Below are 18,810 nucleotides of genomic sequence, written 5' to 3'. Positions count from 1 at the left end.
AGGTCAGAGGTGGAAGCGCGGTGACGTGTGGAGCTGACTGATACTAATCGTTCGAGGACTTAACCAAAATAGATTACTCGTTTCTTCTGAATTCTTCTTACACATTATCTAGTTTTGAGGGAATAAAACCTCAAACCAAATAGTCTGGTGGCGATAGCGAGAAGGTCACACCCGTTCCCATACCGAACACGGAAGTTAAGCTTCTCAGCGCCGATGGTAGTTGGGGGTTTCCCCCTGTGAGAGTAGGACGCCGCCGGGCACAAAAAAAGAACAGCTGTTATCAGCTGTTCTTTTTTTGTGTGTTTTTACTGGAGAATAAACGATTCCAGCTAGAGAAATACGTCATTTTTTTCTCCTAACTCAAACAAACTTGTACAATGGAGTCTTACTTTTCATTAATATGGATTACCAAATCGTTATTCCATTTAAATTAAATTTTGTTCAATGAGAAAAACAATTTATAAAGAGTTTCAAATACTGTGCTTGAGGAAACCTTAAAATAAGATGTCTTTTTCGTTAATTATTTTGCAACTTGCTTTACAACAAGATTTTTTAGTGCGAACATAAAGGCTTATTAGCAGAGATGTTTGGAGGGTTTTTAATGCTGGAGAATAGTTATGTCATGGTAGCCATCATCCTAATCATCAATATTGTTTACGTGTCTTTTTTTACGATCAGGATGATCCTGACTTTAAAAGGGCAGCGATATCTTGCTGCAGGCCTTAGTACGGTTGAAGTGGTGATTTATGTTGTCGGTCTTGGTTTGGTTCTTGAGAATTTGAATGAGATACAGAATTTGATTGCCTATGCGGTGGGTTATGGTATCGGGGTTATTGTCGGGATGAAAATCGAGGAGAAGCTGGCGCTTGGTTATATTACGATCAACGTGATTACAAAAGAATATGACTTGGATCTTCCCAAGGCATTGCGTGAAAAGGGATACGGTGTAACCGATTGGGCGGCACACGGGCTCGAGGGTGACCGGATGGCGATGCAAATTTTGACGCCGAGAAAATATGAGCTGAAGTTATATCAGTTAATTAAGGAATTGGATCCGAAGGCATTTATCATTGCCTTTGAACCGAAAGCGATTCACGGCGGATTCTGGGTTAAATCGGTAAAGAAAGGAAAGTTGTTTTCATGAGCAAGGAGAAAAAGAAAAAAATGTATGAAGTCGGTGAAAATGAATCAATCGATGATTGCTTAAATAGAATGAAGAAGGATGGATATGCTCCTGTACGCAGGATGGAGAAGCCAATTTTTCAGGAAGTTAAGAGGAATGGTACGGTCGAGTATGAGCCGGCTGGAAGGCAGATTATTTTTGAGACGAGACCGATTGAAGAATAGTATCCGTTAATCGTTTAACGCAGCAAAATACGAACGATAGAAAATAATCATGTAATCAATGTTCGATTATTAATTGACAATGAGTCGAAAAAGTTGTTAATATGTAGTTGTCGAAAGTGAAATTTAGTTTTTCCCTCGTATAATAATGGGGATATGGCCCATGAGTCTCTACCCGGCTGCCGTAAATTGCCGGACTATGAGGGAAAGTAGTTTTTAAGTGAAGGGAAAAGAAATCGCGTTCACTTTGGTTTTCTTTGCGATTGCACCCGGACAGACTACTTTCTCTTCAGTATGTAGAGGAAGCGGCCTATCCGGGTTTTTTGTTGTGATACTCCAAGGGGAGGTTGAATAATGAGTGCATCGATTGCGGTTATTATGGGGAGCAAGTCGGATTGGGAAACGATGAAGCATGCGTGCGACATACTGGATCGGTTGGAAGTCGCTTATATAAAAAAAGTGGTATCAGCCCATCGTACGCCTGACTTAATGTTCGAGTTTGCTGAGAGTGCGAGGAATGAAGGAATAAAGGTTATCATTGCAGGGGCAGGCGGAGCTGCGCATCTGCCAGGAATGGTAGCGGCGAAGACTACGCTACCGGTCATCGGAGTACCGGTCCAGTCGAAGGCGCTAAACGGCCTAGACTCACTGCTTTCGATTGTCCAGATGCCGGGCGGCGTGCCGGTTGCCACGGTGGCAATCGGAAAAGCAGGCGCAACGAACGCAGGGCTGCTGGCGGCGCAAATCCTGGGTACCTTTGACACAGGTGTAGCTGAGAGGCTTGAGAGGATGAGGGAAGAAACGAAAATGTCGGTGATGGAAAGCAGTGATGAGCTTGTCTAAAGTGATTTTACCAGGGCAGACAATCGGGATTATCGGCGGCGGACAGCTTGGCAGGATGATGACCTTATCGGCTAAAGCGATGGGGTTCAGGGTAGTCGTGCTGGATCCAACTCCGGATTGCCCGTGCGGTCAGGTGGCGGATGAACAAATTATTGGCGGATATGATGAACTTGATAAAATAAAGCAGTTATCGGAAGCCAGCGATGTTATCACATATGAGTTTGAGAACATCGATGCCGATGCGCTGGATTGGCTTAATAAAAATGCTTATGTGCCGCAGGGTACTGAATTGCTGCGGGTTACTCAGGACAGGATAGAAGAGAAGCGCAATATCCAGGCAGCCGGGGTAAGAGTGGCGCCTTATGCGGTTGTTGCGAAGGTTGAAGATGTTAGCACAGGTATTGAAGAGCTGGGTTTTCCTGCCGTGTTGAAAACAGCAACGGGCGGCTATGACGGCAAGGGTCAGCTTGTCATCAGAGGCAGTGAAGATATTGAGTTAGCTGAAACGCTCGTCAGTCAGGGTCCATGTGTGCTGGAGAAATGGATTTCATTTGAAAAGGAGATCTCGGTCATCATCACCCGCAGCACGACTGGTGAGACAGCCGTTTTTCCGGTAGCAGAAAATATCCATAAGGACAATATCCTGCATCAAACGATTGTGCCTGCACGGATCAGCGAACTGGCTGAAGAAAAGGCAATAGAAGCAGCGAAACAGATTGCATCAGCATTGGGTTTGACGGGAACACTGGCTGTGGAAATATTTTTGGCAGCTGATGATGAGATTTACATAAATGAACTGGCGCCGAGACCTCATAATTCGGGCCATTATTCAATCGAAGCTTGCGAGACCTCGCAATTCGAGCAGCATATCAGAGCGGTGTGCGGATGGCCGCTCGGCAGCACTGAAATACTTAAACCGGCTGTGATGGTAAACATCCTCGGGGAGCACCAGCAGCCATTATTAGATAGAATCCCCGAATTGCACGATTGGAAGATCCACTTATACGGCAAGAAAGAAGCTAAGTACAAAAGGAAAATGGGGCATGTGACCCTTTTGAGAGAATCAGTAGAGGAAGCGCTGCATGAGGCTGAACAAAGCGGCATCTGGGGATACGCGGCAGAAATGATCGGAGGACAAAAGAGATGATAGATCGTTATACAAGACCGGAAATGGGAGCAATTTGGACGGAAGAGAACCGCTTTAAGGCATGGCTTGAGGTTGAAATCCTTGCTTGTGAAGCGTGGTCCGAGATTGGAGATATCCCGAAGGAAGACGTGCAGAAGATCCGCGAGAATGCTTCATTCGATATTGACCGGATCAAAGAGATCGAAGAGGAAACACGCCATGATGTTGTAGCTTTTACTAGGGCTGTATCGGAAACACTTGGCGATGAGCGGAAATGGGTCCACTATGGACTGACTTCCACAGATGTAGTTGATACTGCGTTGTCTTACGTGCTTAAGCAGGCGAATGCGATTTTACTGAAGGACCTTGAGAATTTTGTAGAGATCCTGACTAATAAAGCGAAGGAACATAAATACACAGTCATGATGGGCCGTACCCACGGTGTTCATGCGGAACCGACGACGTTTGGCTTGAAGCTGGCTCTTTGGTTAGAGGAAATGAAGCGCAACCTTGAGCGTTTCAAAATGGCCTCACGTGACGTCGAGTTCGGCAAGATCTCAGGTGCAGTTGGAACATACGCCAATATCGATCCATTCGTCGAGTCATATGTTTGTGAAAAACTTGGGCTTCAGCCAGCGCCGATTTCGACACAAACATTGCAGCGTGATCGCCATGCATTCTATATGTCTGCACTTGCATTGATTGCGACTTCGATTGAAAAATTTGCGGTTGAAATCCGCGGACTGCAAAAGAGCGAAACCCGTGAGGTCGAGGAATTTTTTGCAAAAGGCCAAAAAGGGTCTTCTGCGATGCCTCACAAACGCAATCCAATTGGATCTGAAAATATGACAGGATTGGCGAGGGTCATTCGCGGATACATGACAACAGCTTATGAAAATGTGCCGCTCTGGCATGAGCGCGATATTTCGCACTCATCAGCGGAAAGAATCATTCTTCCTGATGCAACGGTTGCATTGAACTATATGCTGAACCGTTTTGGCAATATCGTGAAAAACTTAACGGTTTACCCAGAGAACATGAAGCGAAATATGGACCGTACGCTTGGCTTGATATACTCCCAGCGTGTACTGCTTGCCTTAATCGATAAAGGAATGTCCCGTGAGGAAGCGTACGATACTGTTCAGCCGCGCGCGATGGAAGCATGGGAAAAGCAGGTGCAGTTCCGCAGCCTGATTGAAAATGATGAGAAAATCGCAGGGCTTTTAAGTGAAACTGAAATAGATGATTGCTTTGATTACAACTACCATATCAAGCATGTTGATATGATCTTTGAACGACTAGGTCTTTAAAATGAACGGGCAAGGTGTCTTGCCCGCGTTTTATCTATAAGTGACTGAAGATTGCTAATTATCTCAATCGGAGGCGTTGAAATGGAAGAGCAGGCATTGTTATACGAAGGAAAAGCGAAGCGGATTTTTGCTACTGGCGATACTGGAATTGTCCGGGTGCAATATAAGGACTCAGCTACAGCGTTCAATGGCGAAAAGAAGGCTGAGATTGTCGGGAAGGGCCGGCTGAATAACGAGATTACTAGTCTATTATTCTCTAAGCTTAGCGAATTCGGTATCAAATCTCATTTTATCGAAAAAATCTCCGAGAATGAGCAGCTTGTGAAGAGAGTCGAAATTATTCCGCTTGAAGTCGTGGTCAGGAATTTTGCTGCAGGAAGTTTTTCAAAGCGGCTTGGTGTTGAGGAAGGCAAAAAGCTTTCACGGCCGATCGTTGAGTTTTACCTGAAGGATGATTCCCTTGGTGACCCACTGATTACAGATGACCATGTCGATGTTCTAAATCTGGCATCCACGGAAGAGGTGGCGGAGCTTAAGGAAGCGGCTTTGAAAATCAATACAGTGCTTGGCGGTTTTTTTTCTGACATTGGCGTTAGTTTAATAGATTTCAAGCTTGAATTCGGCAAGGATGCGGAAGGGAACATTCTTTTGGCTGATGAAATTTCTCCTGATACGTGCAGGCTTTGGGACATTGAAACACAGCAGAAGCTTGATAAGGACGTATTCCGCCGCGATTTAGGCAATTTGACAGATGCTTATGAAACCATTTTAACGAGATTGGGAGGACAACTGCATGTATAAAGTAAAGGTGTATATCACGTTAAGGGAAAGTGTTTTGGATCCGCAGGGAACGGCTGTGAAAAGGGCGCTCGCGACGCACGGTTACGAAGGCATACAGGAAGTCCGAATTGGCAAGTATATGGAGCTTACTTTGGATGAGAGTGTGAAGGATGTTGATGCAGCGGTAAAGGAAATGTGTGAACGACTGCTGGCAAATACGGTGATTGAGGACTACAGGTATGAAGTCGAGGAGGTTGTTGCACAGTGAAATTTGCGGTGATCGTATTTCCGGGTTCGAACTGTGACATCGACATGTACCATGCGGTAAAAGATGAGCTTGGCGAAGAGGCGGAATATGTCTGGCATGACGCTGAAAGCCTGGAAGATTATGATGCCGTGCTATTGCCGGGCGGCTTCTCATATGGAGATTACTTAAGATCTGGAGCAATTGCTCAGTTCAGCAATGTCATGAAGGAAGTCGTGAAGGCGGCTGAAGCAGGAAAACCAGTACTTGGCGTTTGCAACGGATTTCAGATTTTGCTGGAGGCAGGCCTTCTTCCAGGAGCAATGCGCCGAAATGACAGCCTGAAATTCATTTGCAAGCAGGTTGAGCTGAAGATAGAAAATAACGAAACGATGTTCTCTGCTGGCTATCGAAAAGGCGAGGTTATCACAATCCCGGTTGCGCACGGTGAAGGCAACTATTACTGCGATGACCAGACTCTTGCTAAGCTGAAGAAAAATAACCAAATAGTGTTCACATACAATGGCGAGAATCCGAACGGCAGCCTTGAGAATATCGCGGGAATCATCAACGAGCGCGGAAATGTCCTTGGGATGATGCCTCACCCGGAACGTGCAGTCGATACGCTGCTTGGCGGCGCTGACGGTCTGCAATTGTTCAGATCAATCGTCAAACAATGGAGGGAAGCAAATGCGGTTAATGCTTGAACCAAGTCCAGAGCAAATTAAACAGGATAAAATTTATCAGGAAATGGGACTGTCAGACAGCGAGTTTGCTTCTGTTGAAAACATTCTTGGCCGTTTGCCTAACTATACCGAAACCGGATTGTTTTCGGTTATGTGGTCAGAGCACTGCAGCTATAAGAACTCCAAGCCTGTACTGAAAAAATTCCCTGTCACTGGGGAGAAGGTTTTACAGGGACCAGGTGAAGGTGCGGGAATCGTTGATATCGGTGATGGGCAGGCGGTAGTTTTTAAAATTGAAAGCCATAACCATCCCTCTGCGATTGAACCATATCAGGGGGCAGCTACTGGAGTCGGCGGGATCATCCGCGACGTATTTTCGATGGGAGCAAGGCCAATTGCATTATTGAATTCCCTCCGCTTTGGCGAGCTTGAATCGCCGCGCGTGAAATATTTGTTTGAACAGGTTGTGGCCGGAATTGCTGGCTACGGGAACTGCATTGGGATTCCAACGGTTGGGGGCGAGGTCCAGTTTGATGCTGCTTATGAGGGCAATCCGCTTGTGAACGCGATGTGCGTTGGATTGATCAACCATGAGGACATAAAGAAGGGCCAGGCACACGGAGTTGGTAATACGGTCATGTACGTTGGCGCAAAGACTGGCCGCGATGGCATACACGGGGCGACTTTCGCTTCTGAAGAATTGACTGAGTCATCTGAGGATAAGCGTCCTGCTGTACAGGTTGGCGATCCGTTTATGGAAAAATTGCTCCTTGAAGCTTGTCTTGAACTTGTGAAAAATGATGCTCTAGTCGGAATCCAGGACATGGGCGCGGCAGGATTGACGAGTTCATCAGCTGAGATGGCAAGCAAGGCCGGGTCCGGAATCGAGATGAATCTTGATCTTGTGCCGCAGCGTGAAACAGGGATGACTGCATATGAAATGATGCTATCCGAGTCACAGGAGCGCATGCTGATCGTTGTTGAAAAAGGCCGTGAGCAGGAAATTATCGATCTGTTTTCAAAGTATGAGCTTGAAGCAGTGGCAATCGGAAAAGTTACCGATGACAAGATGCTTCGTCTTTTACATAAAGGGGAAGTGGTTGCTGATGTACCTGCGGATGCACTGGCTGAAGAAGCACCTGTTTATTACAAGCCTTCCAGCGAACCAGCGTATTTCCGTGAGTTCCAGAGCATGGAAAATGATATCCCTAAAGTTGAAAGCTATGAAAATACTCTTTTGCAGCTGCTGCAGCAGCCAACAATCGCGAGCAAAGAGTGGGTCTATGACCAATATGACCATATGGTGCGCACGAGCACGGTCGTTTCACCTGGATCCGATGCAGCTGTCGTAAGAGTTCGCGGCACTGAAAAGGGATTGGCGATGACGACGGATTGCAACTCGCGCTACATCTATCTTGACCCAGAAACAGGAGGGAAGATTGCTGTTGCCGAAGCGGCGCGCAATATTGTGTGCTCTGGCGGTGAACCGCTGGCGATCACAGACTGCCTGAACTTCGGGAACCCTGAGAAGCCGGAGATTTTCTGGCAGTTTGAAAAAGCGGTCGACGGCATGAGTGAAGCGTGCCGGACGCTTGGAACGCCTGTAATCGGCGGAAACGTCAGCCTGTATAACGAAACGAATGGAACAGCTGTCTATCCGACACCGGTTGTCGGTATGGTCGGACTGGTTGAGAATCTTAAGCACGTAACGACACAGCATTTTAAAAATGCCGGCGACTTGATTTATCTGCTTGGCGATACGAAGGATGAGTTTGGGGGCAGTGAACTTCAGAAGCTTGTATATGGCCGGATTTTCGGGAAGTCACCGGAGCTGGATTTAGAAGTGGAAGCCAGCTATCAGGCACAAGTATTAGCAGCAATCAAAAATGGTTTTGTTGCTTCTGCTCATGATGTCGCTGAAGGCGGCGTGGCGGTTGCCCTTGCTGAATCGTTGATTGGAAGCAAGGGGCTTGGAGCAGCGGTAGAACTTGAAGGTCCAGTTGTATCGGCATTGTTCAGTGAATCGCAGTCACGTTTTATTTTATCAATAAAACCAGAGAACCAGATTGAATTTGAGAGTTTAACAGACGCTGTCTTGATCGGAAAAGTGGTCGAAGCGCCTGTGTTAAAAATAAATGTGAACGGCGAGAACGTCATCAATCAAGATGCAGAGGGGCTGAAAAAAGCCTGGAAAGGAGCCATCCCATGCTTGCTGAATTAAAAGGCTTGAATGAGGAATGCGGCATTTTTGGAATTTGGGGACATCCCGAAGCAGTGCAAATTACGTATTACGGACTTCACAGCCTTCAGCACCGCGGCCAGGAAGGTACTGGAATTGTTGTTACGGATGGCCAGCAGCTTAAAAGCAGAAAAGGGGAAGGGCTTGTTACGGAAATTTTTACCGCTGATGCGATGGAGGATATACAGGGTGTGGGCGCAATCGGCCATGTCCGCTATGCGACGGCAGGCGGAGGCGGCTATGAGAATGTCCAGCCGCTCCTGTTCCAATCGCAAAGCGGCGGATTGGCACTTGCCCATAATGGAAATCTCGTAAATGCAGATGCATTGAGGAACCAGCTCGAGGCCCAGGGAAGCATTTTTCAAACGAGCTCTGATACTGAAGTCCTCGCCCATTTAATCAAGCGCGGCGGTTTCAGCCAGCTGAAGGATCGTGTAAAAAATGCGCTTCCGATGCTGAAGGGCGCTTATGCATTCTTGATCATGACCGAAACCGAAATGATGGTGGCGCTTGACCCGCATGGGCTGCGCCCGCTGTCGCTAGGGAAGCTTGGCGATGCATATGTGGTCGCTTCCGAGACTTGTGCGTTTGACATTGTCGGAGCTGAGTTTGTCAGGGATGTCCTTCCTGGCGAATTGCTGATAATTGACGGAGATGGTTTGCACTCTGAAATGTACTCAATGAATTCAACTACAGCCATCTGCACGATGGAATATATCTATTTTTCAAGGCCAGACAGCAACATCCACGGAATCAACGTCCATACTGCCCGCAAAAATCTCGGGAAGCAGCTTGCGAAAGAGGTGCCGATCCAGGCGGATGTCGTAACAGGTGTTCCGGATTCAAGTATCTCAGCGGCAATCGGCTATGCGGAGGAATCAGGTATTCCTTATGAAATGGGCCTAATCAAGAATCGTTACGTCGGCCGGACATTCATTCAGCCTTCTCAGTCCTTGAGGGAGCAGGGGGTTAAAATGAAGCTTTCGCCGGTGCGCGGTGTCGTCGAAGGGAAACGCGTCATCATGGTTGACGATTCTATCGTTCGTGGCACTACGAGCCGTCGAATCGTGAACATGCTCAAGGAAGCAGGCGCGACTGAAGTACATGTCGTCATCAGCTCACCGCCAATCCAGAATCCATGCTTTTACGGAATCGATACATCTACTCGCGAAGAGTTGATTGCATCGGATCATTCAGTCGAAGAAATTCGTGAATTGATTGGTGCGGACTCGCTGACATTTTTAAGTGTAGAGGGAATGCTCGAGGCGATCGGCCGGAACGAACCAGGTGAAACAAGGGGGCAGTGTCTGGCTTGTTTTACCGGGAGATATCCAACCGAGATTTATCCTCAGGCGATTCCTGCCGGGCAGAAGTGCTGATTTTTCCTGGAAAATAAATTGATAGCATACATTTTTTGAAAAGAAACAGCCAAATCGGAGGTAGTGAACATGGCAAACGCGTATAAGCAGGCTGGTGTGGATATTGAAGCCGGTTACGAGGCGGTCGAGCGAATCAAAAAGCATGTGCAGCGGACGGTAAGGCCAGGAGTGATGGGAGCTTTAGGCGGGTTCGGCGGAATGTTCGACCTTTCCAGCCTGGGGATGAAGGAGCCTGTTCTCGTATCAGGCACGGACGGTGTCGGCACGAAGCTTATGCTGGCTTTCATGATGGACCGGCATGATACAATTGGCATCGATGCGGTGGCGATGTGCGTCAACGACATCGTCGTCCAGGGAGCAGAGCCTTTGTATTTCCTTGATTATATTGCCTGCGGCAAGGCTGAACCTGAAAAGATCGAGGCGATTGTCAAAGGAATCGCCGATGGCTGCGAGCAGGCTGGCTGTGCACTGGTCGGCGGGGAAACAGCGGAAATGCCGGGTATGTACTCTGCTGAAGAATACGATTTGGCTGGCTTTGCGGTTGGAGCATGTGAAAAAACGGATATCCTCACCGGTAAGCAGATCAAAGAGGGCGATGTGCTGATTGGTCTTGCATCGAGCGGGATTCACAGCAATGGCTACTCACTTGTGCGCAAGGTGTTTTTTGAGCAGGCGGGCTGGGACCTTGATCGACATGTAGAGGAGTTTGGCTGCACACTTGGCGAGGAGCTGTTGAAGCCGACACGCATTTATGTAAAATCGGTCCTTGCCGCGATCAAGCAATTTGAAGTAAAGGGTCTGGCTCATATTACCGGGGGCGGCTTTATCGAGAACATTCCGCGAATGCTGCCGGAAGGTCTTGGAGCTGAAATAGAAGAAGGCAGCTGGGAAATCCCTCAGGTATTTAAGACGCTGGAATCGCTCGGCGGAATTGAACGCCTGGATATGTACAATATTTTTAATATGGGAATTGGCATGGTCGCTGCTGTGGATCGAGCGGTCGCGCAGGACGTCCTCCGGTTGTTTAATGAAAGCGGGGAAAAAGCAGCGGTAATCGGTACGGTTACTGGAACCGAAGGCATTCGAATGAAGACGGCTGGTGGCTTGGTATGATCGTAGAAAAAACAATAGGGCCGGCTACGAAAAAAATAGCGATTTTTGCTTCGGGCAGCGGGAGTAATTTTCAGGCGATTGCAGTCGCTGCCCAGGCTGGTACACTTCAGGCTGAGATTTGCCTGCTAGTATGCGACAAGCCAGGTGCTTTTGCGGTTGAGCGTGCGGAGATGCTTAGGATTCCTGCACTGGTCATCAGCCCGAAGAGTTATCCAACCAAGGAAGCATATGAAGCAGAGATTTTACAGAAACTAACCAGTCTTGACGTTGAGATGATTGTGCTTGCGGGCTATATGCGGCTGATTGGCTCGACGCTGCTGAGGGCTTTTGAAGGTAAAATCGTGAACATTCATCCATCATTATTGCCGGCATTTCCTGGGAAGGATGCGATCGGCCAGGCGCTGGCTGCGGGAGTCGAGACAACAGGAGTGACGATCCACTACGTCGATGAAGGGATGGACACAGGTCCCATCATCGCCAGCGCACCGGTAAAAGTCGCTGCCGGCGAGACGAGGGAATCGCTCCAGAAGAAAATTCAGCGGATTGAACACAGCTTATATCCAGAGATATTGGAAGAGTTGTTGAACGGAAAAGAGGAGGCAGTACAATGGGAAAAAAGCGTGCACTGATCAGTGTTTCAAATAAGGATGGAATCGTCGAGTTAGCTCGGGAATTAGTTGAACTTGGTTTTGAGCTTGTTTCAACTGGCGGCACAAAAAGGGCCCTTCAGGACGGAGGAGTTCCTGTCATCGGCATCAGTGATGTGACTGGTTTTCCGGAAATACTTGAGGGTCGCGTCAAGACGCTTCATCCTAAAATCCACGGCGGCCTGCTTGCAAAATACAGTGATCCATCGCACGAGGCACAGCTTTCAGAAAATGAAATCGAGAAAATCGAGCTTGTCTGCGTGAACCTGTATCCTTTTAAAGAAACAATTTCAAAGCCAGGTGTCACGCCGGAAGATGCGATTGAAAACATTGATATCGGCGGTCCGGCCATGCTGCGCGCATCCGCTAAAAACCATCAATACATAACCGTGCTCGTCGATCCTGCAGATTACCAGCAGGTCATCGAAGAGTACAAGAACAATAATGAAACAACTCTTGAAACACGGCGCAGGCTTGCGGCCAAGGTGTTCCGTCACACGGCTGCTTACGATTCGCTGATTGCTGAATATATGACGAACCTGGCAGGCGAGGATCAGCCGGAAAAAATGACCGTCACTTACGAGTTGAAGCAAAATCTTCGCTACGGTGAAAATCCGCATCAGAAGGCTGCCTTTTACCAAAAGCCGCTTGGTTCTGCATTCTCTGTGGCAGCAGCAGAACAGCTTCACGGCAAAGAGCTTTCTTACAACAATATCAATGATGCGAATGCTGCGTTACAGATTGTAAAAGAGTTTCCCGAGCCGGCGGCGGTTGCGGTTAAACATATGAATCCTTGCGGAGTGGGAACTGGCAGGGATGTTTTTGAAGCTTTTTCAAAGGCGTTTGCAGCTGATCCGGTTTCGATTTTCGGCGGTATTATCGCTTTGAATCGCGAGGTCGACGCGGATACAGCACGCAAGCTGTATGAAATTTTCCTTGAGATCATCATAGCGCCTTCTTTTAGCGAAGAGGCTCTTGAAATTTTAACGGCGAAGAAGAACCTTCGTTTGTTAAAAGTTCCGTTCGATGGGGAGGCTGCAAAGGAAATTACTTTGTCTTCGATCGAGGGCGGTTTGCTTTTACAGGAGCAGGATTCGTATGGCTTAGAGGATGCGGAAATTTCGATTCCAACAAAACGCGAACCAACTGACGCTGAGTGGGAAGCCCTGAAGCTCGGCTGGAAAGTTGTGAAGCATGTGAAATCCAATGCGATTGTGGTAGCAGATAAAGATTCAACATTAGGCATTGGTGCTGGCCAAATGAACCGCGTTGGCGCGGCAAAAATAGCCCTTGAGCAAGCTGGCAAAAAAGCAGAGGGTGCTGCACTTGCATCCGACGCATTCTTCCCAATGGACGATACCGTAGAAGCAGCAGCAAAAGCCGGGATCACCGCGATCATCCAGCCAGGAGGCTCTGTGCGGGATGCCGATTCGATCAAAAAAGCAGATGAATATGGCATTACGATGGTGTTTACTGGAGTAAGGCATTTCAGGCATTAATATAACGGGATTAATATATGGAAGGTTTGTGTTCACTATGAAGACAAACCTTCTTCCATATAAACTGAATTCATTTGGAGGTGCGGGGAATGAAGGTTCTTGTGATTGGCAGAGGAGGCCGGGAGCATGCGATTTGCCGGAAGGTCAGCGAGAGTCAGCTTGTTACAGAGGTGTTTGTGGCGCCGGGCAATCCTGGGATGGAGGACTGCGCTTCACTAATAAATATTAATGAAAACCAGCGAGAGGATTTAGTATCATTCGCAAAGGAACAGGAAATCGGCCTGACAATCATCGGGCCTGAGGTTCCGTTGATCGAGGGACTGGGTGACCGCTTCATCGAGGAAGGACTCAAGGTCTTCGGCCCGCGGAAAGCAGCAGCAATCATTGAAGGCAGCAAATCGTTTGCGAAGGACTTGATGAAAAAGTACGGAATTCCTACGGCTGAATATGAAACATTCACTGATTATGTGGCAGCAAAAGCTTATCTGAATAAAGTCGGTGCCCCAATTGTCATCAAGGCGGACGGACTGGCTGCAGGCAAGGGCGTTGTCGTGGCGATGTCACAACAGGAAGCGGAAAGTGCACTGCAGGAAATGATGCTCGACGGGAAATTTGGTGAAGCTTCCGCAAGCGTGGTCATGGAGCAATTTTTAACAGGGGAAGAGTTTTCGCTGATGGCATTCGTAAACGGCGACACAGTGATTCCGCTGGAAATTGCCCAGGACCATAAGCGCGCTTTTGATCATGACAAAGGACCAAACACCGGCGGGATGGGCGCATATTCCCCGGTGCCGCATATTCGTAAGGAAACCGTTAATGAAGCAGTAGAAAAAGTTCTTCGTCCAGCCGCGATTGCGATGGAGATGGAAGGCCGCAGCTTTACGGGCATCCTTTATGCGGGGCTGATCGAAACGGCAGAAGGTCCGAAGGTGATTGAATTCAACGCGCGCTTTGGCGATCCTGAAACACAAGTGATCCTGCCGAGGTTGAAATCGGATTTGGTGGAGGTCATGCTGGAGCTGCTTGACGGCAATTGTCCTGAGCTTGAATGGCATGAAGAAGCAATGGTCGGCGTGGTAGTCGCGGCCAATGGCTATCCAGAAGAGTATGAAAAAGGGGCAGTGTTAAAAGGTATTGAAAACATGTCGCAGGTTTTCCATGCGGGCACGGCTAGAAACAGCAATGGCGAGTTCGTGACCAATGGCGGCAGGGTTTTGCTTGTCGGCACCAAGGCAGCATCGCTAAAAGAAGCACAAAAAAAAGTGTATGCTGAGCTTGAAAAGCTGGACTGCCCGGAAACCTTTTACCGCAAGGATATCGGCAGCAAGGCTATCGGGCACGTCTCTTGTTAGAACCTTTTAAAAAAACGAGCAGCAGGGCGATGATGCTTCCAATCAAAGCGATCCAAACGAAGCTCACATCCATCAGGTATTCCCAGAACATAGTATCATCTCCTATTTTGAGCCCCCAGGTGATTGGGGGCTTTTATTATCCTAATAAGTTGTCCATCTACAATGCCTATCACCGAGGGTCAGAACAAGATGGTTGGTTTCGGTTTTCCTAGGTCGGATTATAAGGAATCCATCCCTCAGAATCACCATTCTCGGCAGTTTTCTGTTCCATCATGTCCTGGCCCTTTTCGTAGGCAGCTGTAAGTGGACAGTAGCGTACAATACCTTCCCCAACCTTCATCGCGCCGATCATCGCCATGAAAATATACGAGTCCCGCCAAGGACGTTTCACCATTTTTGAAGTGGACCATGCGAGGATTGTCAGTCCTATCGTAATCCTGATTAATGAGTTGATGATCCCAATATTCGGGCGTACATTCATTTTCATCGCTCCTTTACGAAGTTTTTACAGTTAATTTGAAATTCTTTAGTGCGTTAAACAGTGAAATATGTTACCATAGAAATCAACAATGAAAGGGCTTTCTTTTTGTTCATATTAACTTTTATATATAGAGAAAAGGGGAACATGGTATGGAACAACGCTACCGATGGAAAAACAAACAATTGCGCGACCATGCTGCTGTTTTGGACGGCACCCTTTCACCGACGATCTTACTGAAGAATGCGACGTATTTGAACCAGACATTCCGTAAGTGGATGACTGCGAACATTTGGATTTACAAGGACCGGATTGTGTATGTTGGTGAAAACCTGCCTGAAAATACAAAGCAGTGTGAAACAGTGGATTGCACAGGGTTGAGGCTAGTGCCGGGTTATATTGAACCTCACGCCCACCCGTTTCAACTTTATAATCCCCATTCTTTTGCTGCCTATGCATCGCAAACGGGGACAACCACCCTTATTAATGACAATATGGTGCTTGCTTTACAACTCGGTAGAAAGAAAGCGTTTTCTTTTATCAGTGAGCTGAACAATAATCCTGTCACGATGTATTGGTGGTCTCGTTTTGATGCGCAGACGGAAATCCAGCATGAGGAGGACGTTTTCTCCAACAGCAATGTCCGCGCATGGCTTGAGCATGAGAGTGTCGTGCAGGGCGGGGAGCTGACGTGCTGGCCGAAGCTGATGAACGGGGATGACATGATTCTTCACTGGATGCAGGAAACGAAGCGCCTCCATAAGAAAATCGAGGGCCACTTTCCGGGAGCATCGGAAAAAACGCTGGCGAAAATGATGCTGTTCGGAGCTGATAGCGACCATGAGGCAATGACTGGCGAGGAGGTCAGAAGAAGGCTGATGCAGGGCTATATGGTGTCCCTGAGGCATTCTTCGATCCGCCCGGATTTGCCGAAGCTGCTCGACGAAATCCACGAGCTTGATATTGCGGTATATGACCGCTTCATGATGACGACGGACGGAGCTTCGACGGCATTTTATGAAAATGGCGTGATCGATGAATTGATCCGAATCGCGATTTACAAAGGTGTACCAGTCATTGATGCGTACAATATGGCGACAATCAATGTTGCCCGCTATTATAATTTTGAGCATTTGCACGGCAATATCGCGACAGGCAGGATTGCGAATATCAATATTTTAAGTGACGAACAGAATCCGACTCCTGTATCGGTACTGGCAAAAGGCCAGTGGGTAAAGCGTGACGGCGAGGCAATTGATGCGGCAAGCGAATTGGACTGGTCTCAATTTGGGTTCGATCCATTGAAATTGGATTGGAATCTGACAATGGATGACATGCAGTTCTCGATGCCATTTGGCATTAAGATGGAGAACTCGGTCATTACGAAACCATACTCCATTTCGATCGATGTATCGGACGATGAATTGTCTTCAAGCCATGACGAGTGCTTTTTCATGTTGATCGACCGTAATGGGCATTGGCGTATCAATACGGTTTTAAAAGGATTTGCGACCGAATTGCAGGGGCTGGCGAGTTCGTTTTCCAATACCGGCGACATCATTTTGATCGGTAAAAGCAAGCGCGATATGATTGCCGCTTTTAACAGGATGAAGGAGCTTGGCGGCGGCATCGTAGCCTGTGAGGATGGCCAGCCTGTACAGGAGATTCCATTAAGATTGCAGGGAATCATGTCCAGCCATCCAATGGCGGAATTGATGGCGGAGGAAAAGCTGCTGCTTGAATACTTGAAGGAAAAAGGATACAGGTTCGCGGATCCGATCTATTCACTGTTATTCTTCTCCTCAACGCATTTGCCGTACATCCGCATCACACAGCAGGGCATCTATGACGTGATGAAAAAAACGGTACTCTTTCCAACGATAATGCGTTAAAATATAACAGTGCATCTAGACAGAGACAGCCATGAACGAACTGGGAGTTCAAGGGGTGGCGAGAATGATAAAAAAATGGATCGCTGTAACGGCAGCAGTAATGATGCTGACGGCCGGCTGCAGCAGTAAAGAGACAGAGAAAGAAAGTGCGAAACCACATAAAGAAAAAGAAGTGGAAGACGTTGTAAAAGAAGTCGAGGAACTTCCGTATGAATTTCCGCTGACAGGCATTGGAACTGAAAAAGAATCTTCAGACAGGGCAATTGCCGTGGTTGTCAACAATCATCCGAAAGCGAGGCCGCAATCCGGGCTCAATAAAGCGGATATTGTACATGAGGTTCTTGCTGAAGGCGGTGTGACAAGGCTCGTAGCGATTTTTCAGAGTGAAAAGCCTGAAAAGGTAGGGCCTGTCCGCAGTGCGAGAGAGTATTTTATCGACCTTGCATCAGGCTTTGACAGCTTTTTTATCGCACACGGCTACAGCCCGGAAGCGCAGGCAAGGCTTGAACGTGGAGAAATCGACAATATCAACGGAATGCAGTATGATGGAACCCTTTTTGAGCGTGCAAGCTTCCGCAAGGCGCCACATAATTCTTACATCACGTATAAGAATATGGTAAAAGGTGCTGAGAAAAGAGGATATGATCTGGATCAAGCTCCAGATTCAGCTGAGTTCTTAAATACAGATGAGGCAGATAAACTTGAAGGTACAGCTGCAGAAGATTTCATGGTATCCTATGGTTCGCCGTCATTTGATGCAATTTATGAATATGATGCCGAAAAAGGGAAGTACCATCGTTATACTGGCAGTGAGGAAACAGTTGACCTTGAGTCCAAGGATCCGGTGCTTCTCGATAATGTACTGGTTGTACAAATGGACCATCAGGTCGTCGACGATGCGGGCCGCAGGGAAATCGATATGAAGTCCGGCGGCAAGGGTTATTTGTTCCAAAAGGGCAAAGTCAATGAGATAGAATGGAAAAGTGAAGCTGGCAGGATCGTCCCTTATAAGGATGGGGTAAAAGCTGGTTTCGTTCCCGGGAAAACATGGATCAACATTGTCCCATCAATCAGCGATGTCTCATTCGACTCTCAACAATAAGGCTTTCGGGCCGCACTAAAATTTGAGTGAATTAAGGGGTAGACTATATGCAAATTGATAAATTAAGAGGAAAAGAACTCGATCAATTATTCAAGGCGATTTTATCGCTTAAAGATCTCGAAGAAGCTTACCGCTTTTTCGATGATCTTGCGACTGTGAATGAAATCCAGTCACTGGCACAGCGTCTTGAAGTTGCCCGCATGCTTCGCGAGGGCAAGACATATCATAAAATCGAGACAGAAACTGGCGCAAGTACGGCAACGATTTCCAGGGTCAAGCGCTGCTTGAACTACGGCAACGACGCCTACGAAATGGCGCTTGAAAGACTGAAAGAAGAAGAGAACGCTGAAAAAGCGAAATAGTTTTTTTGAAGAGAGCGGAACCGAGTTGGGTTTCGTTCTTTTTTTATGCTCTTTTCATAAACTTTGTTGCTTTCACAACCACATCGGCATTTGGATTTTTACGAGGATTAAAGCAATCCTATCTCCTCAAAGGAGCTCGTAGTGAGAGGAATGAATATTTAGCTTGAAAAAAAATTTACGCGAAACAGTCTTTTTTACGGCTATAAAATTGGAAAAAATCGCGTGAAATTTCCAATTCGCTATAAAAATGAAGAATTCGCTATAAAAATGAAGATTTCGCTATAAAAAGATGGTTTATAAATGTATGTGTAAGGCCTTTTTCTAGACAAAGAAAAAAGGACAAAGTACTCTCTGAGTTATCACCACAATAACCTTTTGAGAGGAGTACTTTATCCATGTCCAATTTTAACACAG

At 47.3% G+C, this 18,810-nt stretch carries 19 protein-coding genes, 1 rRNA gene and 1 riboswitch; of the genes, 18 read left to right on the top strand and 2 right to left on the bottom strand.

Going from position 1 to position 18,810, the window contains the following annotated elements; genetic code table 11:
- Positions 1-143: 143 nt before the first annotated feature.
- The 15 genes from rrf to purD all read left to right on the top strand — a co-directional run bounded on the left by rrf (position 144) and on the right by purD (position 14,562).
- A 5S ribosomal RNA gene (gene rrf / locus M3204_RS23105) occupies positions 144-259 on the top strand.
- Between the two features lie 342 nt (positions 260-601).
- The gene (locus tag M3204_RS23100) at positions 602-1,144 is read left to right on the top strand and encodes a DUF2179 domain-containing protein (protein ID WP_251488834.1); all 543 of its coding nucleotides are present in this window, start codon (positions 602-604) and stop codon (positions 1,142-1,144) included.
- Positions 1,141-1,347 carry an NETI motif-containing protein gene (locus M3204_RS23095; protein WP_251488833.1) on the top strand — a complete coding sequence of 69 codons (207 nt, stop codon included), beginning with the start codon at positions 1,141-1,143 and terminating at the stop codon, positions 1,345-1,347. Before M3204_RS23100 ends, M3204_RS23095 begins: the two co-directional genes overlap by 4 nt.
- Before the next feature lie 115 nt (positions 1,348-1,462).
- Positions 1,463-1,564: riboswitch (purine riboswitch) on the top strand.
- A gap of 134 nt (positions 1,565-1,698) precedes the next feature.
- Positions 1,699-2,187: a 5-(carboxyamino)imidazole ribonucleotide mutase gene (gene purE, locus M3204_RS23090; protein ID WP_251488831.1), complete on the top strand. Its 489-nt coding sequence runs from the start codon at positions 1,699-1,701 to the stop codon at positions 2,185-2,187.
- On the top strand, positions 2,174-3,334 hold the full coding sequence (gene purK, locus M3204_RS23085; protein WP_251488828.1) for a 5-(carboxyamino)imidazole ribonucleotide synthase: 1,161 nt from the start codon (positions 2,174-2,176) through the stop codon (positions 3,332-3,334). The genes purE and purK overlap by 14 nt, the downstream gene beginning before the upstream one ends.
- A complete protein-coding gene (gene purB, locus M3204_RS23080; protein WP_251488811.1) occupies positions 3,331-4,623 on the top strand; it encodes an adenylosuccinate lyase in 1,293 nt (430 codons plus the stop codon). The genes purK and purB overlap by 4 nt, the downstream gene beginning before the upstream one ends.
- Positions 4,624-4,704: 81 nt before the next feature.
- Positions 4,705-5,424 carry a phosphoribosylaminoimidazolesuccinocarboxamide synthase gene (gene purC / locus M3204_RS23075; protein WP_251488837.1) on the top strand — a complete coding sequence of 240 codons (720 nt, stop codon included), beginning with the start codon at positions 4,705-4,707 and terminating at the stop codon, positions 5,422-5,424.
- Positions 5,417-5,671, top strand: a complete 255-nt coding sequence (gene purS, locus M3204_RS23070) for a phosphoribosylformylglycinamidine synthase subunit PurS (protein WP_251488808.1) — start codon at positions 5,417-5,419, stop codon at positions 5,669-5,671. The genes purC and purS overlap by 8 nt, the downstream gene beginning before the upstream one ends.
- Entirely contained in the window at positions 5,668-6,354 is a 687-nt protein-coding gene (gene purQ, locus M3204_RS23065) for a phosphoribosylformylglycinamidine synthase subunit PurQ (RefSeq protein ID WP_251488803.1), read from the top strand. Before purS ends, purQ begins: the two co-directional genes overlap by 4 nt.
- Positions 6,338-8,554 carry a phosphoribosylformylglycinamidine synthase subunit PurL gene (gene purL / locus M3204_RS23060; protein WP_251488800.1) on the top strand — a complete coding sequence of 739 codons (2,217 nt, stop codon included), beginning with the start codon at positions 6,338-6,340 and terminating at the stop codon, positions 8,552-8,554. The genes purQ and purL overlap by 17 nt, the downstream gene beginning before the upstream one ends.
- The gene (purF, locus tag M3204_RS23055; protein WP_251488797.1) at positions 8,539-9,951 is read left to right on the top strand and encodes an amidophosphoribosyltransferase; all 1,413 of its coding nucleotides are present in this window, start codon (positions 8,539-8,541) and stop codon (positions 9,949-9,951) included. The genes purL and purF overlap by 16 nt, the downstream gene beginning before the upstream one ends.
- A 69-nt stretch (positions 9,952-10,020) precedes the next feature.
- A complete protein-coding gene (gene purM / locus M3204_RS23050) occupies positions 10,021-11,064 on the top strand; it encodes a phosphoribosylformylglycinamidine cyclo-ligase (protein WP_251488794.1) in 1,044 nt (347 codons plus the stop codon).
- A complete protein-coding gene (purN, locus tag M3204_RS23045) occupies positions 11,061-11,693 on the top strand; it encodes a phosphoribosylglycinamide formyltransferase (RefSeq protein WP_251488791.1) in 633 nt (210 codons plus the stop codon). The genes purM and purN overlap by 4 nt, the downstream gene beginning before the upstream one ends.
- A complete protein-coding gene (gene purH, locus M3204_RS23040) occupies positions 11,672-13,210 on the top strand; it encodes a bifunctional phosphoribosylaminoimidazolecarboxamide formyltransferase/IMP cyclohydrolase (protein WP_251488788.1) in 1,539 nt (512 codons plus the stop codon). Before purN ends, purH begins: the two co-directional genes overlap by 22 nt.
- A gap of 89 nt (positions 13,211-13,299) precedes the next feature.
- On the top strand, positions 13,300-14,562 hold the full coding sequence (purD, locus tag M3204_RS23035) for a phosphoribosylamine--glycine ligase (RefSeq protein WP_251488785.1): 1,263 nt from the start codon (positions 13,300-13,302) through the stop codon (positions 14,560-14,562).
- On the opposite strand, the gene M3204_RS23940 is transcribed toward purD, so the two are convergent.
- Complete coding sequence (locus M3204_RS23940; protein ID WP_353056064.1) at positions 14,540-14,653, bottom strand: EYxxD motif small membrane protein; 114 nt, start codon at positions 14,651-14,653, stop codon at positions 14,540-14,542. The genes purD and M3204_RS23940 overlap by 23 nt on opposite strands.
- A 117-nt stretch (positions 14,654-14,770) precedes the next feature.
- Positions 14,771-15,043 (bottom strand): YgaP family membrane protein, encoded by a 273-nt coding sequence (locus M3204_RS23030; RefSeq protein WP_251488782.1) that lies wholly within the window; start codon positions 15,041-15,043, stop codon positions 14,771-14,773.
- 149 nt (positions 15,044-15,192) lie between these two features.
- Here M3204_RS23030 and M3204_RS23025 point away from each other — a divergent pair, with 149 nt between their 5' ends.
- From M3204_RS23025 to M3204_RS23015, 3 genes are all read left to right on the top strand, one after another.
- Positions 15,193-16,932 carry an adenine deaminase C-terminal domain-containing protein gene (locus M3204_RS23025; protein ID WP_251488780.1) on the top strand — a complete coding sequence of 580 codons (1,740 nt, stop codon included), beginning with the start codon at positions 15,193-15,195 and terminating at the stop codon, positions 16,930-16,932.
- Positions 16,933-16,996: 64 nt separating this feature from the next.
- Positions 16,997-18,034, top strand: a complete 1,038-nt coding sequence (locus M3204_RS23020; protein WP_251488777.1) for a DUF3048 domain-containing protein — start codon at positions 16,997-16,999, stop codon at positions 18,032-18,034.
- 47 nt (positions 18,035-18,081) lie between these two features.
- A complete protein-coding gene (locus tag M3204_RS23015; RefSeq protein ID WP_251488774.1) occupies positions 18,082-18,396 on the top strand; it encodes a YerC/YecD family TrpR-related protein in 315 nt (104 codons plus the stop codon).
- The last annotated feature ends 414 nt before the right edge of the window (positions 18,397-18,810 follow it).

The organism is Mesobacillus subterraneus (assembly GCF_023715485.1).
Classification (GTDB): domain Bacteria; phylum Bacillota; class Bacilli; order Bacillales; family Cytobacillaceae; genus Mesobacillus; species Mesobacillus subterraneus_B.
The sequence above is the reverse complement of the archived record's forward strand: the minus strand, read 5'-3'. Positions and strand labels throughout refer to the sequence as shown.